This is a genomic window from Pseudoxanthomonas mexicana (assembly GCF_010093385.1).
GTDB lineage: Bacteria > Pseudomonadota > Gammaproteobacteria > Xanthomonadales > Xanthomonadaceae > Pseudoxanthomonas_A > Pseudoxanthomonas_A mexicana.
In genome coordinates, this window is sequence record NZ_PDWV01000075.1 from 1 (window position 1) to 14,458 (window position 14,458).

The window sequence follows — 14,458 nt, forward strand, 5'->3', positions numbered from 1 at the left end:
CCTGGACACAGTCTGTGGTATACAACAGCCAGCTGATTCCACTCAACTTGGCCAAACGTCGCCCACATCTCCCGTGCCACCAAGCCCAAATACCTCCGCGCCGTTTCAGCCAACAGATCCAGCCGACGAGCTCCCCGCTTTACAGCCAGCGCATCGATGCGGCCCTGCGCCAGGGGGCCCCGCGCATCCAGCTCGCCGCCGCCCCCCAGCCCGCCGGCGAGGGTCAGGGTGGTCTCGGCCGGGCGGAAGGCGCGCGCCTGCCCGCTGCCGAGGGCGTTCTCGATGTCCAGCCCCGCGCGCAGGGCCGGCCGCAGCGACGCGGCGTCGAGACCCGCCTGCAGTCCGCCTCGGCGGGCATCGATCAGGCGCAGGTCGGGATGGGTACGGGCCACGCGCGCGACGGCATCGTCGAGCGTGAGGACATCAGGGGGAACAATGGGCGATGGCGCCTGCGCGTGCACGCACGGCGCGATCGCGAGGGCGGCCAGTGCCGCCAGTCGCAACCACATGGGGAGTCTCCGGGAAGTCGGTGATGGAACGCCGGACGGAGGAGGCTCGGCCCGGCACGGCCATCACGCGACGATCGGAGGACGCAGCAGCGAAGCCGGCCGCGACGGCGGCAGGGGCACGGTGTCGGCGAGGGGCGCCGCCGACGCCCGCGGCATGCCGGGCAGCGCGATCGGCGCCGGCACGATGGCGGTCAGATGGCCGCAGCAATGGCTGGCATGCATCAGCGCATGCAGCAGGTCGCCCTCGCCGGCCTCGCCATCCGCATGTTCGTGCCCGGATGCCGCATCGCCGTGCTCGGACACGGCATGCAGGTGTTCCCCGCGGCTGCCCAGTTCGTGCAGATCGCCCAGCGAGGCCAGCACCGGATTGGCCAGCACCGCCAGCAACAGCAGCGCCAGCGCAGGCAGGCGCAGCAGCAGGCAGCGGGGTCGGCGGAGGGCGCGGAACAGCATCCGCCAGATGCTAGCTGCGCGGGACAGCGTTAGACAATTCCATGTCGCGCCGCGTCCGCAGAGTGGAACGGGACTTGCATCGACCGCCCCGACCCCGTCGGAAACACGCCATGTCTGAGCAGGACGAAAGCGGCGAACGCACAGAACTCCCTACCGAAAAACGACGCCGCGAAGCCCGTGAACAGGGCAACATCCCGCGCTCGCGCGAGCTGGCCACGGCGGCGGTGTTCGGGGCGGGCGTGCTGGCGATCATCGCGATGGGGCCTTCCCTCGCCCGCAATGCGCTGGGCTGGATGAAGATCGCCCTGACCCCCGATGCGGCACTGATGCGCCAGCCGGACCAGTTGTTCGGCCACGTGGGGCTGCTGCTGCTCAAGCTGCTCGCCGTGATCGCGCCGGTGGCCGGCATCTGCGTGCTCGCCGGCCTGGTGGCGCCGGTGGCGATGAGCGGCCTGCAGTTCTCGCAGAAGGCGCTGATGCCCGATTTCAAGCGTCTCAGCCCGGCTGCCGGCCTCAAGCGCCTGTACGGCGCCGAAAGCGTCGCCGAACTGCTGAAGTCGCTGCTGCGCGTGGCCCTGATCGGCGGCGCGGCGGCGATCTGCGTGAAACTGGGACTCAACCCCCTGCGCGAACTGTTGACCATGCCGCTGGAACAGGCCGTGCGCAGCGGGCTGACGTTCACCAGCACCCTGCTGCTGGCCACCACCGGCGGGCTGATCCTGCTGGCCGCCGTCGACGCGCCCTACCAGAAGTGGAACTGGATGCGGAAGCTGAAGATGACGCGCCAGGAACTGCGCGAGGAGATGAAGGAGAGCGAGGGCAGCCCGGAAGTGAAGGGCCGCATCCGGCAGATGCAGCACCAGCTGTCGCAGCGCCGGATGATGGAAGAGGTCCCGACCGCCGACGTGGTGGTGGTGAACCCCACCCACTACGCCGTGGCGCTGAAGTACCAGGCCGGCCAGATGGGCGCGCCCACCGTGGTCGCCAAGGGCGTGGACGAACTGGCCCTGCGCATCCGCGAAGTCGCCGACGCCCACCGCATCGCCATCGTCTCCGCGCCCCCGCTGGCACGCGCCTTGTATCGGGAGGGGCAGCTTGGCCGGGAGATCCCCGTGAGACTGTACGCCGCCGTCGCCCAGATCCTGTCCTACGTGTACCAGCTGCGCGCCTGGCGCGTGGGCGAAGCCCCGCATCCGGACATGCCCGCCGTGGACGTGGATGAGCATGGGGGCAAGGCATGAGCGCGCAACCGGCTGCCGGCGGCGTGCGCTGGATGGAGATGCTGAAGAACGGCCTGGGCGCGCCGCTGGTGGTGCTGGCGCTGCTGGCCATGATCGTGGTGCCGCTGGCGCCGCCGGTCCTGGACGCGCTGTTCAGCTTCAACATCGCCATCTCGCTGGTGGTGCTGCTGGCCGTGATCTACGTGAAGCGGCCGCTGGACTTCACCATCTTCCCCATCATCCTGCTGATGACCACGATGCTGCGCCTAGCGCTGAACGTGGCCTCCACCCGCGTGATCCTGCTCAACGGCCAGAACGGCCACGATGCGGCCGGCAAGGTCATCGCGGCCTTCGGCGAGTTCGTGGTGGGCGGCAATTACGCGGTCGGCATCGTGGTGTTCGCCATCCTGACCATCATCAACTTCGTGGTGATCACCAAGGGCGCGGGCCGTATTTCCGAGGTATCGGCGCGCTTCATCCTGGACGCGATGCCGGGCAAGCAGATGGCCATCGACGCCGATCTCAACGCCGGCATCCTGACCCGCGAGGAAGCCAAGGCGCGCCGCGAGGAAGTCCGCGAGGAAGCTGACTTCTACGGTGCGATGGACGGTGCCAACAAGTTCATCCGCGGCGATGCCATCGCCGGCATCCTGATCCTGTTCATCAACCTGGTCGGCGGGTTCGCCGTGGGCATGGCCCAGCACGGCATGCCGGCGGCCGAGGCCGCGTCCACCTACACCCTGCTGTCCATCGGCGACGGCCTGGTGGCGCAGCTGCCGGCGCTGCTGGTGTCTTCGGCGGTGGCCATGCTGGTCACCCGCGCGTCGCGTTCGCAGGACATGGGCCAGGCCGTGATGGGCCAGGCCTTCGGCCAGCACAAGGCGCTGGCGGTGGCCGCGGGCGTGCTGGGCCTGGTCGGCCTGGTGCCGGGCATGCCCAACGTCGCCTTTTTGACGCTGGCGGCGATCCTGGGCTACCTGGCCTGGAAGATGTGGAAGCGCACGCAGGAGGGGCCCGAAGCCGCCACCGGCGATGTCGCGGCCCTGCCCGCCCCCGGCGCACCGGCCCGCAACGCGGAGCTGACCTGGGACGAACTGCGCCCGGTCGATCCGCTGGGCCTGGAAGTGGGCTACCGGCTGTTTCCGCTGGTCGACAAGAACCAGGGCGGCGAACTGATGTCGCGCATCAAGGCGGGGCGCCGCAAGCTGACCCAGGATCTGGGATTCCTGATCCCGCCGGTGCACATCCGCGACAACCTGGAACGGCCCTCCAACGGTTACCGCCTGCTGGTGCACGGCGTCCCCGTCGCCACGGCCGACATCCATCCGGACCGCGAGCTGGCCCTGGACCCCGGCGGCGCCTTCGGCGCCATCGGCGGCATCCCCGGCAAGGACCCGGCCTTCGGCCTGGATGCGGTGTGGATCCAGTCCCACCAGAAGGCCACCGCCGAATCGCTCGGCTATACCGTGGTCGATCCGGCCACCGTCATGGCCACCCACCTCTCCCACCTGGTCCGCGAACACGCACCTGAACTGCTTGGTCACGAAGAAGTACAGCAGCTGCTGTCGCAGCTGGGACGCAGCGCGCCCAAGCTGGTCGAGGACCTCACGCCCAAGACGCTGCCGCTGGCCACCGTGGTGCGCGTGCTGCAGAACCTGCTGGTCGAGCGCGTGCCGATCCGCCAGCTGCGCCGCATCGTGGAGTCGCTGGTGGAATTCGCGCCGCAGAACAGCGACCCGGCCGCACTCACCGCCGCCGTGCGCACCTCGCTGGGGCGTTTCATCGTGCAGGAAATCTCCGGCATGACCCCGGAGCTGCCCGTCTACACCCTGGCGCCGAATCTGGAACGCGTCTTGCAGGACAGCACCCAGGGAACCGGCGCGGCGCTGGAACCGGGACTGGCAGAACGCCTGCACCAGAGCCTCGCCGACGTGGTGACCAAGCAGGAAGCCCGCAGTGAGCCTGCAGTGGTGCTGGTCCCGGGTTCGGTCCGCGCCGCCCTCGCCCGCCTGGTCCGCCACAGCGTCCCCTCGCTGTCGGTGCTGGCCTACAGCGAGGTGCCCGAGGACAAGCGGTTGAAGCTGGTGGGGACGATCAATTGATGGTGTGGCAAGCGGGAACGGGGAATGTGGGTTGGTCGCAATCGGCAGGAGCAATGAGATGACACGAATTCAGCAGCAGATGTCTCGACGAACGCGTGGGAAGCGGTTCGCCCGCCCTCTGTCGTTCCCTGTTCCCCGTTCCCTGTTCCCGGCCCTCATCCCATGAAAATCAAACGCTTCGTCGCCCCCGACATGCGCACCGCCTTCGCCATGGTCCGCCAGGAACACGGCCCGGACGCGGTGATCCTGTCCAACCGCGTCACCGAGGACGGCGTCGAGATCGTCGCCGCCAGCAACTACGACGAGGCGCTGGTGAAGCACACGCTGGAGGCGATGCGCCCGGCCGCCGCGACCGCCCCGCTGCATCCGCTGCTGGACCCGGCCGCGCCGAACCGGGCCGCGAACACGGACGCGAACGCCGCGGTGCCCGCAACGGCCGCAGCGTCCCTGTCACCCGCCGAGGCCGCCGCTAATTACTTCGCGCGTCGCCAGAGCGCGCCGGCACCTGTCGTGCCGGGATCGGCGCGTCCCGAGACCCCCGTCGCCACGCCGCGCATGCCGGTGGCGCCTGTGGTCGCAACGCCGGTTGCCGCCGCCAACGAAGCGCCGCCGCGCTTCGCGCCCGGCCAACCCCTGCGCGACATCGCCCCGCAGCTGATCGAACCCACATCCTTCGCCGCCAAGCTGGCCGCCTGCCTGCCCGCGGCGCCCGCCAACGAACCGGCACCTGCCGTCGCACCGCACGCCGAACCCGCCGCGCCGCCGCGTCCGCGCACCGCCGTGCGCGCGGACATCGACGACACCCTGGACCTGGACGCAATGCTGCCGTCGATCGCGCCGCCGGTCGCCCTGCCGGAACCGGCGCCTGCGCCGAAGGTCGCCACCCTGCCAAGTGCGCGCCTGCCCTCCGCGGACACCGTCCCCGCCCCGGCCGCCGTCACCGTGCCCACGCTGACCGTGGTGGCCGACAACGCCGCCGACGCGCGCGAGAGCGACGCGCAGCTGGTGCAGATGCGCGGCGAACTGGCGGCGATGCGCGAAATGATCGAACGCGAGATGCACCGCCTCACCGACGAACGCCTGCGCGGGTCGCCGGTGCGCATGCAGGCGATGGAGCTGATGGAAGACTACGGCTTCGACGCCGGCATCACCCGCGACATCGCCCTGCAGATTCCCGCCGACACCGAGGCCCATCGCGGTCGCGGCCTGATGCTGGGACTGCTGTCGAAGAAACTGCCCGTCACCGAGGCCGATCCGCTGGAAACCGGCGGCGTGGTCGCCCTGGTCGGCCCCACGGGGGCCGGCAAGACCACCACCATCGCCAAGCTGGCGGCCTGCTTCGCCCAGCGCCACAACGCGCGCGATGTGGCCCTGGTGACCACCGACACCGTGCGCATCGGCGGCCGCGAGCAGCTGCACGGCTACGGCCGCCAACTGGGCATCGCCGTGCACGAGGCCGACAGCGCACAGGGCCTGGCGTTGGTGCTGGAACGCCTGCGCGACTACAAGCTGGTGCTGATAGACACCGCCGGCCTGGGCCAGCGCGACCGCAACCTGGTCGGCCAGCTCAACTGGCTGCGCGCGTCCGGCCAGGTGCAGACCCTGCTCTGCCTGCCGGCCAATTCCCATTTCGCCGACCTGGACGAAGTCGTCCGCCGCTTCAGCACCGTGCAGCCACAGGGCGTGGTGCTGACCAAGCTGGACGAAACCGGTCGCCTGGGCAGTGCGCTGTCGGTGGTCGTGGACCACCAGCTTCCCATGGCCTGGGTGACCGACGGCCAGCGCGTGCCCGACGACCTCCATCGCGCCAACAGCGCCCACCTCGTGCTGCGGCTGGACCAGCTGCGCCGCGAAGCCGACGAACCCTGCTCGACCGAGGCCACCCATGTCGCCTGACCCCCTGCTGCAGACCAACCCCCGCAGCACGCCCCCCCTGCCCGGCGCCTTCCATCCGGTGCGCGTCATCGCCGTCACCGGCGGCAAGGGCGGTGTGGGCAAGACCAACGTGTCCGTGAACCTGGCGGTATCGCTGGCCGAAATGGGCAAACGCACGCTGTTGATGGACGCCGACCTGGGCCTGGCCAACGTGGACGTGCTGCTCGGCCTGTCGCCCAAGTTCACCCTGGCCGATCTCGTCGCCGGCCGCTGCCAGCTGGAGGACGTGCTGCTGGAAGGTCCGGAAGGCCTGATGGGGGTGCCGGCGTCGTCGGGTTTCCGCCACATGGCCGAACTGACGCCCGCCGAACACGTGGGCCTGGTCCATGTGTTCTCCGAATTGCAACGCGCGCTCGACGTGATGGTGGTCGACACCGCCGCCGGCATCACCGACAGCGTGCTGACCTTCTGCCAGGCCGCGCAGGACACCGTGGTGGTGGTCTGCGACGAGCCGGCCTCGATCACCGACGCCTACGCCCTGATCAAGGTGCTGGCGCGCGAACGCGGCCTGGACCGCGTGCACGTGATCGCCAACATGGTGCGCGACCCCAACGAAGGCCGGAAACTGTACGAGAAGCTCGCGCGCGTCTGCGAACGCTTCCTCGGCGACGTGGCCCTGCATTACCTGGGTGCCGTGCCGCAGGACGACTGGCTGCGCCGCGCCGTGCAGCGCCAGCAGGCGGTGGTGAAGGCCTATCCGGGCAGCCCGTCGGCGCGCGCGATCGCCGAGATCGCCCGCACCACGGCGCGCTGGCAACCCCCGGTCGGCGCCCGCGGCAACGTGGAGTTCTTCGTGGAACGCCTGATCCAGCGCGGGGTGGCCGCATGAACACCGCCGCCGCCCAGTACCGCGCGGTGCAACGCTCCGCCGCCAACGACGTCATCGCCCAGCATGCCGACCTGGTGCGCCGCATCGCCCACCATCTGGCCGCCCGACTGCCGGCCAGCGTGGAGATCGACGACCTGATCCAGGCCGGCATGATCGGCCTGCTGGAGGCTTCGCGCAGCTACGACGCCGAACAGGGGGCCTCGTTCGAGACCTACGCGTCCATCCGCATCCGCGGCTCGATGATCGACGAGATCCGCCGGGGCGACTGGGTGCCGCGGTCGGTGCACCGCCGCGCGCGCCAGGCCGCCGCCACCGTGCGCGAGATCGAACAGCGCACCGGCCGTGCCGCCATCGCCACCGAAGTGGCCAGCGCCATGGAGATGCCGCTGCCCGAATACCTGCGCCTGATGGAAGACGCGGCGCGCGGACAGGTGCTGAGCCTGGAATCGCACATCGACGACCATGGCGAACCCAACACCACCCGTACCGGCGGTCCCTCGCCGCAGCAGCACCTGGAGCGCAGCGAGTTCCGCCAGCAGCTGGTGAAGGCCATCGGCCAGTTGCCCGAGCGCGAACAGCTGGTGCTGTCGATGTACTACGAGCAGGAGCTCAACCTGAAGGAGATCGGTGCGGTGCTCGGCGTCAGCGAATCGCGCGTCTGCCAGATCCACGGCCAGGCCATGGTGCGCCTGCGCGGCCGCCTGCAGGTGTTCGAGAAGGCGGACGCGGGGCTGGAAGACGACGAGTGACCCTGGACGACGCATAACCCTGTAGGAGCGCCTCATGGGCGCGATGCTCTTGATTGGATCGAACGAGAAGCATCGCGCCCAAGGGGCGCTCCTACAGAGCGGCGTTGTCTCCCCTAAATCTTTCCCTCCCCCGGCCGATATCCCCACCAGACTCACCGTCCACGCAGCACCGGAGCACCCGTGACCAACAAGAACATGCGCATCCTGATCGTGGACGATTTCTCCACCATGCGCCGCATCATCAAGAACCTGCTCAACGACCTGGGCTATACCAACACCGCCGAGGCCGACGACGGCAGCACCGCGTTGACCGCACTGGCGCAGGGCAGCTTCGATTTCGTGGTCACCGACTGGAACATGCCGGGCATGACCGGCATCGAGCTGCTGAAGGCCATCCGCGCCGACGACCGCTTCAAGACCCTGCCGGTATTGATGGTCACGGCCGAAGCCAAGCGCGAGCAGATCATCGAAGCGGCGCAGAACGGCGTGAACGGCTACATCATCAAACCGTTCACTGCGCAGACGCTGGAAGAGAAGCTGGGCAAGATCTTCGAGCGCCTGGGAGCGGCCGCGTGATGAATGCCGTCGCCGATGTGGGTACCGCCCGTGCGGCCCTGGTGGAGAAGCTGCAGCACGCGCTCGATGCCCTGGAACAGGGCGACGAGGCGGGCTGGCGCCGGGAACTGGACGCCATCGCCGCCTGGCGCACCCAGCCCATGATGCAGGGCCTGGGGCGACTGGCGCGCGAACTGGCGCAGACCCTCGGCGAACTGCCCCCCACCGACGCCGGCGAGCTCGATGATGCCTGCGCGCGCCTGGACCACGTGGTCGAGATGACCGAACAGGCCAGCCACACGACGCTGGATCTGGCCGAACAGTGCCGCGGCTACGCCACGCAGCTGAAGGGCACCGATCTGTCGCCCGAACAGGCTGCGTTGGTGGACCGCATCGGCAAGGGCCTGTCCGAGATGGCGCTGGCGCAGAGCTACCAGGACCTTACCGGCCAGATCATCCGCCGGGTGGCCGGCATCGTGCGGCGCGTGCATGAAGGCTTCGGCGCGCTGGGCCTGCCGCCACCGGAAAAAAACAGCGGCAAGGGTTCAGAACTCGCCGGCCCGGCCGTTGCTGGTCTTGACCGCAATGCCTTCTCGCAGGACGACGCCGACGACCTGCTGTCCGGCCTGGGCCTGTAGCCCGGCGGAAGCGCGACGCGGCACCGGAGACCCGCCATGACCGATTCCACCGACCGCCGCCCCCGCCATCCCGTCGTCCTGCTGTTCGTGGGCGTGCTGCTGGTCTGCGATGTCATCGCCGGCCGCATCCTGCGCCGCCGCCACGCGCATGCGATGCGCCTGCTCGATTCCTCCCGCTGATCGCCCGTTCCGGTACCCGCCCCGCCCATGGCCGCCGTCACCCCTGAAATCGCCGCCGACTTCCTGATCGAAGCGCAGGAAATCCTCGACCGGCTGGGCGAACAGCTGGTAACGCTGGAACAGGACCCGTCCGACAGCGAGCAGCTCAACGCGGTGTTCCGTGGCTTCCACACGCTGAAAGGCGGCGCCGGCTTCCTGGGCATCCAGCCCATGGTCAACCTGTGCCATGCCGCCGAAGAGACCCTGGGCCTGGTGCGCGCCGGCCAGGCGACGCTGGAACCGCAGCATTTCGATGCCGCCCAACAGTCGCTGGACTGGTTGCAGCAGATGCTCGACGCCATCGGTGCCGGCGAAGACCCGCCGCATGCGCCACAGATCCTGATCGACCAGTTCGACGTGCAGGGCCATGCCGCACCCGCACCGAAACCGGCGACCCCGCCCGCAGCGGGCGCTGCCGCCTCGTCGGGCGGCGACCTGATCTCCGACGACGAGTTCGAGGCGCTGCTGGACCAGCTGCACGGCGACGGCGTGCCGACAACGGTGGTGGCACCCTCGCCCACACCGCCGCCCCGTCCGCAACCCGCGCCCAAGCCCGCGCCTGCGGGCAAGCCGGCCGCCAAGGTGGGCGGCGAAACCGAACAGACCATCCGCGTGGATACCAAGCGGCTGGATGCCATCGTCAACCTGGTGGGCGAGCTGGTGCTGTCGCGCAACCGGCTGAAGACGCTGCGGGCGCGCATCCGCGACGAAGAGCTGGACCGCGCCGTCAGCAGCCTAGACATCGCCACGGCCCGCCTGCAGACCGCCGTCATGCGCACGCGCATGCAGCCGGTCGGCAAGGTGTTCTCGCGTTTTCCCAAGGTGGCGCGCGATGTCGCCCGCCAGCTGCAGAAGGAAGTCGACCTGGAACTGGTCGGCGCCGATACCGAGCTGGACCGCAACCTGGTGGAGGCGCTGGCCGATCCGCTGGTTCACCTGGTACGCAACGCGATCGACCACGGCATCGAAGTGCCGTCACTGCGCGAAGCCTGCAGCAAGCCGCGGCAGGGCCACGTGCGCCTGTCGGCGCAGCAGGAAGGCGACTTCGTCACCATCGAGATCCGCGACGACGGCGCCGGCATCGATCCGGAACGCCTGCGCGTCAAGGCGCTGGAGAAGGGCCTGATCGATCCCGAAGCAGCCGCCCGCCTGTCCCACGACGAGTGCCTGCAACTGGTCTTCCTGCCCGGCTTCTCCACCAAGGCCGAAGTCACCGACATCTCCGGCCGCGGCGTCGGCATGGACGTGGTGCAGTCGCGCATCCGCGAGCTCAGCGGACAGATCACCATCCACTCCGACGTGGGCCGCGGCAGCCGCTTCGTCATCCGCGTGCCGCTGACGCTGGCCATCCTGCCCACGCTGCTGGTGCAGGCGGGCGACCCGGTCTACGCCCTGCCGCTGGCGCGCGTGATGGAAGTGCTGCACGCGCCCTCCGAGAGCCTGCGCTGGTTCGACGGCCAGGCCGTGCTCGACCGGCAGAGCCACACGCTGCCGCTGGTCGACCTGCGCCAGTGGCTGCGCGTGGATCCGGTGATGGCGCCCCTGCTGACCATCGTGGTGCTGCAGATGGGCGAACAGCGCTTCGGCCTGATCGTGGACCAGGTGCGTGGCCGCGAGGAAGTCGTCATCAAACCCCTGCCGCGCGCCGTGCGCGGCCTGCCCGGCTATGCCGGCGCCACCCTGATCGGCGACGGCCGCATGGCGCTGATCCTGGACGTGGACGGGCTGCGCGCGACGGCGTGACGCAGCCCAGTTGCTGCTCTTCTGTAGGAGCGACGTAAGTCGCGACCGCACGCTTGGCACCGCCGGGGCGCCTGACGGCGGTCGGATCCCGGTCGCGACTTACGTCGCTCCTACAAAAGCCGCCATCGCCCCACAACCGCATCTGCACCACATGACACGCGGATGTCTGTGTGATCGTGGTCGCGACTCACGTCGCTCCTACAAGAAGCTCACCTCAAGTCCCCCTGCATCGGGCCGATAGATCAGCACATGGATATCTTCAGCCTCATCGGACTCCTGCTGGCACTGGTCGCGCTGGTCGGTGGCAGCATCCTCAAGGGCGCGGGCCTGTCGTCGCTGTGGTCGTCGGCCGCCTTCGTCATCGTGATCCTGGGCACCATCGCCGCGATCCTGGTGCATACGCCGCCGCCGGTATTCAAGCGCGCCCTGTCGATCGCCCGCTGGGTGATCCGCCCGCCGGGCAACGACGGCGAGGCGCTGATCGCCGAGATCGTCGACTGGAGCAACATCGCCCGCAAGCAGGGCCTGCTGGGCCTGGAGCCGCTGGTAAACCAGCAGGACGACCCGTTCCTGAAGAAGGGCCTGCAGATGCTGGTCGACGGCGTGGAGCCGGAAGCGATCCGGCACATGATGGAGATCGACCTCAACGGTCAGGAACACCAGGACCTGGCGGCCGCGAAGGTCTTCGAGGCCATGGGCATCTATGCGCCCACGCTGGGCATCATCGGCGCGGTGTTCGGCCTGATCGCGGTGATGAAGAACCTCGCCGATCCCAGCAAGCTGGGCCACGGCATCGCCGCCGCGTTCACCGCGACCATCTACGGCATCGCCTCGGCCAACCTGTTCTTCCTGCCCATCGCCAGCAAGCTCAAGAGCGTGATCGGCGGGCGCAGCCGCGAGCAGGAAATGATCATCGAAGGCCTGATCGCCATCGCGCAGGGCGAGAATCCGCGCAACATCGAGGCCAAGCTGGCCGGCTTCCTGCACTGAGCCGGGGCGACCATGGCACGGCGGCACAAGCACGAGGAACATGCCAACCATGAGGCCTGGGCGATCCCCTACGCCGACCTCATGACCCTGCTGCTCGCCTTCTTCGTGGTGATGTACGCCATCTCCACCGTCAACGAGGGCAAGTACCGGGTGATGGCCGACGCACTGACGGCGGCCTTCGGCGGCGCGCCGCGCACGATCAATCCGGTGCAGGTGGGCAACCACCAACTGCAGGGTGCGGACTTCGACCGCCCCTCGCCCATCAAGTCCGGGGCCAAACAGGGCCCGTCCGCACCCTCGCCCTCGCCCAACGTCACCCTGCTGGCGGCGATGGCCTCGCAGATGAACATGTCCCTGGACGCCAAGGGCCTGCAGAGCGCCCAGGGCGAGCTCAAGCGCATCGCCGACGACCTGGAGCGCGCGCTGGCGCCGCTGATCGACGAGAAGCTGGTCACCATCAAGCGTTCCACGCTGTGGCTGGAAGTACAGATCAACAGCGACATCCTGTTCGCCACCGGCTCGGCCACCCTGGACCCGAAGGCCCAGGAAACCGTCGGCAAGCTCGCCACGGTACTGGCCGGCGTGCCCAACTCGGTGCGGGTGGAGGGCTACACCGACGACCGCCCGATCCGCACCGCGCAGTTCCCCTCCAACTGGGAACTGTCGTCCGCGCGCGCCGCCAGCGTGGTCCACCTGTTCGTCCGCGACGGAATCCCGCCGGAGCGGCTGGCCATGATCGGCTACGGCGAGTTCCGGCCGATCGCCGACAACGCCAGCGATGAAGGCCGCAACGCCAACCGCCGCGTGCTGCTGATCATCCTGGCCAGCCCGGGCGCTCCGGCACCGGAATTGCATGTGGGGGGAGAAGCCGTCGCGCCGCCGTCAGTGATCTCGCTGCCGCCGCTGCCGGCCCATGCCGCGACCTCCATGCCCGGAGCGCCGCCGGCGCCCCAGGTCCATGAAGGAGTCCAGTGATGCGCGTGTGGGCAATCGCCAACCAGAAGGGAGGCGTCGGCAAGACCACCACCACCCTCGCCCTCGGGCGCGGCCTGGCCATGCGCGGCCATCGCGTGCTGCTGGTCGATCTGGACCCGCATGCCTCGCTGACGCGTGCGTTCGGCGTGGCCACCGACCCGCAGCCGGCCGGCGTGCTGGACCTGTTCGACGAGCAGCCGCCCGCCCTGGCCACCCTGGCGCGCGCGACCGAGATCGAGAACCTGTCGTTCATCGCCGCGCAGACCCCGCTGGCCACACTGGAGCGCCGCAGCGCCACCCAGCCTGGCCTCGGGCTGGCGCTGTCCAATGCACTGGCACGCGGCGGCCATGCCTGGGACTTCGTGCTGTTCGACTGCCCGCCCACGCTGGGCCTGCTGATGGTCAACGCGCTGGCCGCGGCGGACCACGTCATCATTCCCACGCAGACCGAGCCGCTGGCCCTGCACGGGCTGAAGGGCATGTGCCGCACCGCGGACATGATCCAGCGCTCGCGCCATCGCGTGCTGCCGGTGTCGATCCTGCCCACGCTGTACGACAAGCGCACGCGCACCGGCGCGGACACGCTGAAGGCCATGCAGGACGAATACGGCGAACGCGTCTGGAACGACGCCATTCCCAACGACACCCGCATCTGCAGCGTCGATGCGCTGACACGCTCCAGCCCCGCGGCGCAGTACCCGGGCCGTGGCCTGTCCGCCTACCGGCGCGCGCTGGACTGGCTGCTGCTGACCGAGGCGCGCGATACGGAGCAGGCCGCATGAACACGCCGGCCGCCCCCGACGCCTACCTGCTCGACCTGCTTGGCGATGCGGCCGCGCCGGCGGCCACCCCATCGACGCCCCACGTCGTGGCGGTCGCCACGGTCGATGCCGTTGCGCGCCAGACCGACGCCGCAGCGGCCGCGTCCCCCCTTGTCGACGCCACGCCATCGGCGGCGCCGGTCCTCGCCGTAGCTCCGATCCGCGCCGGCAGCGAAGCCGACCTGATCAGCGACGACGAGTTCGAGGCCCTGCTCGACCAGTTGCATGGCGACGGCGTGCCGACCTCTGTCGTGGCCCCGCCCGTTGCAGAACCGGCGGTCCCGCCTCCCGTCGCTGCGGCGCCGGCACTCGCCGTCGCGCCCGTGCGCGCCAGCGCGGAAGCGGATGTGATCGGTGAGGACGAGTTCGAAGCCCTGCTCGACGAACTGCATGGCGGCGCCGCACCGACCTCGCGCGTGGCGACGCCCTCTGTTCCCCCCACCATGCCGCCCGCGCGCGCGCCGACGGCCTCACCCGCAGCGCCGCGCGCGCTCCCGCCGCTGCCCGCCACGCCGTACCTGCTGGCCACGCCACCGGATACCGGCGAACGCCGTCGCGCCACCGAGCGCAAGACGCGCTGGCTGCGCCTGCGCTGCGACCAGCAGCACTACGCACTGGAACTGCTCAAGGTGCAGGAGGTGGTGCGCCCCGCCACCCTGCTGCCGCTGCGAGGCGCCGCGCCGCACATGCTGGGGGGGAGGAACCTGCGCGGCCAGGTGG

Annotated in this window: 14 protein-coding genes and 1 pseudogene; 13 read left to right on the forward strand and 2 right to left on the reverse strand. The window is 69.7% G+C overall.

Features of this window, described 5'->3' with window-relative positions; all coding sequences use genetic code 11:
• A pseudogene (locus CSC76_RS17645) lies at window positions 1-509 on the reverse strand (TolC family protein); the annotation flags it as partial.
• Window positions 510-572: 63 nt separating this feature from the next.
• Window positions 573-962, reverse strand: coding sequence for a hypothetical protein (locus tag CSC76_RS17650; RefSeq protein ID WP_162111270.1), 390 nt, complete (start codon window positions 960-962; stop codon window positions 573-575).
• Window positions 963-1,072: 110 nt separating this feature from the next.
• Here CSC76_RS17650 and flhB point away from each other — a divergent pair, with 110 nt between their 5' ends.
• The 13 genes from flhB to CSC76_RS19175 form a co-directional block, all read left to right on the forward strand.
• Window positions 1,073-2,203, forward strand: coding sequence for a flagellar biosynthesis protein FlhB (flhB, locus tag CSC76_RS17655; protein WP_162111271.1), 1,131 nt, complete (start codon window positions 1,073-1,075; stop codon window positions 2,201-2,203).
• The gene (gene flhA / locus CSC76_RS17660) at window positions 2,200-4,284 is read left to right on the forward strand and encodes a flagellar biosynthesis protein FlhA (RefSeq protein WP_162111272.1); all 2,085 of its coding nucleotides are present in this window, start codon (window positions 2,200-2,202) and stop codon (window positions 4,282-4,284) included. Before flhB ends, flhA begins: the two co-directional genes overlap by 4 nt.
• A gap of 162 nt (window positions 4,285-4,446) precedes the next feature.
• Complete coding sequence (gene flhF, locus CSC76_RS17665; protein ID WP_162111273.1) at window positions 4,447-6,180, forward strand: flagellar biosynthesis GTPase FlhF; 1,734 nt, start codon at window positions 4,447-4,449, stop codon at window positions 6,178-6,180.
• Window positions 6,170-7,048 carry a MinD/ParA family protein gene (locus tag CSC76_RS17670; protein WP_162111274.1) on the forward strand — a complete coding sequence of 293 codons (879 nt, stop codon included), beginning with the start codon at window positions 6,170-6,172 and terminating at the stop codon, window positions 7,046-7,048. The genes flhF and CSC76_RS17670 overlap by 11 nt, the downstream gene beginning before the upstream one ends.
• Window positions 7,045-7,797, forward strand: a complete 753-nt coding sequence (locus CSC76_RS17675) for an RNA polymerase sigma factor FliA (RefSeq protein WP_162111275.1) — start codon at window positions 7,045-7,047, stop codon at window positions 7,795-7,797. The genes CSC76_RS17670 and CSC76_RS17675 overlap by 4 nt, the downstream gene beginning before the upstream one ends.
• A 195-nt stretch (window positions 7,798-7,992) precedes the next feature.
• On the forward strand, window positions 7,993-8,373 hold the full coding sequence (gene cheY / locus CSC76_RS17680; RefSeq protein ID WP_162111282.1) for a chemotaxis response regulator CheY: 381 nt from the start codon (window positions 7,993-7,995) through the stop codon (window positions 8,371-8,373).
• A complete protein-coding gene (locus CSC76_RS17685) occupies window positions 8,373-8,990 on the forward strand; it encodes a protein phosphatase CheZ (protein WP_162111276.1) in 618 nt (205 codons plus the stop codon). The genes cheY and CSC76_RS17685 overlap by 1 nt, the downstream gene beginning before the upstream one ends.
• A 36-nt stretch (window positions 8,991-9,026) precedes the next feature.
• Window positions 9,027-9,170 (forward strand): hypothetical protein, encoded by a 144-nt coding sequence (locus CSC76_RS17690; protein ID WP_162111277.1) that lies wholly within the window; start codon window positions 9,027-9,029, stop codon window positions 9,168-9,170.
• A 27-nt stretch (window positions 9,171-9,197) separates the two neighbouring features.
• On the forward strand, window positions 9,198-10,952 hold the full coding sequence (locus tag CSC76_RS17695; protein ID WP_162111278.1) for a chemotaxis protein CheA: 1,755 nt from the start codon (window positions 9,198-9,200) through the stop codon (window positions 10,950-10,952).
• Between the two features lie 249 nt (window positions 10,953-11,201).
• Complete coding sequence (locus tag CSC76_RS17700) at window positions 11,202-11,942, forward strand: flagellar motor protein (protein WP_162111279.1); 741 nt, start codon at window positions 11,202-11,204, stop codon at window positions 11,940-11,942.
• A 12-nt stretch (window positions 11,943-11,954) separates the two neighbouring features.
• Complete coding sequence (gene motD, locus CSC76_RS17705) at window positions 11,955-12,917, forward strand: flagellar motor protein MotD (protein ID WP_162111280.1); 963 nt, start codon at window positions 11,955-11,957, stop codon at window positions 12,915-12,917.
• Complete coding sequence (locus tag CSC76_RS17710; protein WP_162111281.1) at window positions 12,917-13,699, forward strand: ParA family protein; 783 nt, start codon at window positions 12,917-12,919, stop codon at window positions 13,697-13,699. Before motD ends, CSC76_RS17710 begins: the two co-directional genes overlap by 1 nt.
• A partial coding sequence (locus CSC76_RS19175) for a chemotaxis protein CheW (RefSeq protein WP_238395078.1) occupies window positions 13,696-14,458 on the forward strand: 763 nt, incomplete at its 3' end. The genes CSC76_RS17710 and CSC76_RS19175, both read left to right, overlap by 4 nt.

What these genes read in the sequence shown, in the direction of transcription:
- CSC76_RS17650 (WP_162111270.1), bottom strand. Translation starts at nt 962, where the DNA reads ATGCTGTTCCGCGCCCTCCGCCGACCCCGCTGCCTGCTGCTGCGCCTG.
- flhB (WP_162111271.1), top strand. Translation starts at nt 1,073, where the DNA reads ATGTCTGAGCAGGACGAAAGCGGCGAACGCACAGAACTCCCTACCGAA.
- flhA (WP_162111272.1), top strand. Translation starts at nt 2,200, where the DNA reads ATGAGCGCGCAACCGGCTGCCGGCGGCGTGCGCTGGATGGAGATGCTG.
- flhF (WP_162111273.1), top strand. Translation starts at nt 4,447, where the DNA reads ATGAAAATCAAACGCTTCGTCGCCCCCGACATGCGCACCGCCTTCGCC.
- CSC76_RS17670 (WP_162111274.1), top strand. Translation starts at nt 6,170, where the DNA reads ATGTCGCCTGACCCCCTGCTGCAGACCAACCCCCGCAGCACGCCCCCC.
- CSC76_RS17675 (WP_162111275.1), top strand. Translation starts at nt 7,045, where the DNA reads ATGAACACCGCCGCCGCCCAGTACCGCGCGGTGCAACGCTCCGCCGCC.
- cheY (WP_162111282.1), top strand. Translation starts at nt 7,993, where the DNA reads ATGCGCATCCTGATCGTGGACGATTTCTCCACCATGCGCCGCATCATC.
- CSC76_RS17685 (WP_162111276.1), top strand. Translation starts at nt 8,373, where the DNA reads ATGAATGCCGTCGCCGATGTGGGTACCGCCCGTGCGGCCCTGGTGGAG.
- CSC76_RS17690 (WP_162111277.1), top strand. Translation starts at nt 9,027, where the DNA reads ATGACCGATTCCACCGACCGCCGCCCCCGCCATCCCGTCGTCCTGCTG.
- CSC76_RS17695 (WP_162111278.1), top strand. Translation starts at nt 9,198, where the DNA reads ATGGCCGCCGTCACCCCTGAAATCGCCGCCGACTTCCTGATCGAAGCG.
- CSC76_RS17700 (WP_162111279.1), top strand. Translation starts at nt 11,202, where the DNA reads ATGGATATCTTCAGCCTCATCGGACTCCTGCTGGCACTGGTCGCGCTG.
- motD (WP_162111280.1), top strand. Translation starts at nt 11,955, where the DNA reads ATGGCACGGCGGCACAAGCACGAGGAACATGCCAACCATGAGGCCTGG.
- CSC76_RS17710 (WP_162111281.1), top strand. Translation starts at nt 12,917, where the DNA reads ATGCGCGTGTGGGCAATCGCCAACCAGAAGGGAGGCGTCGGCAAGACC.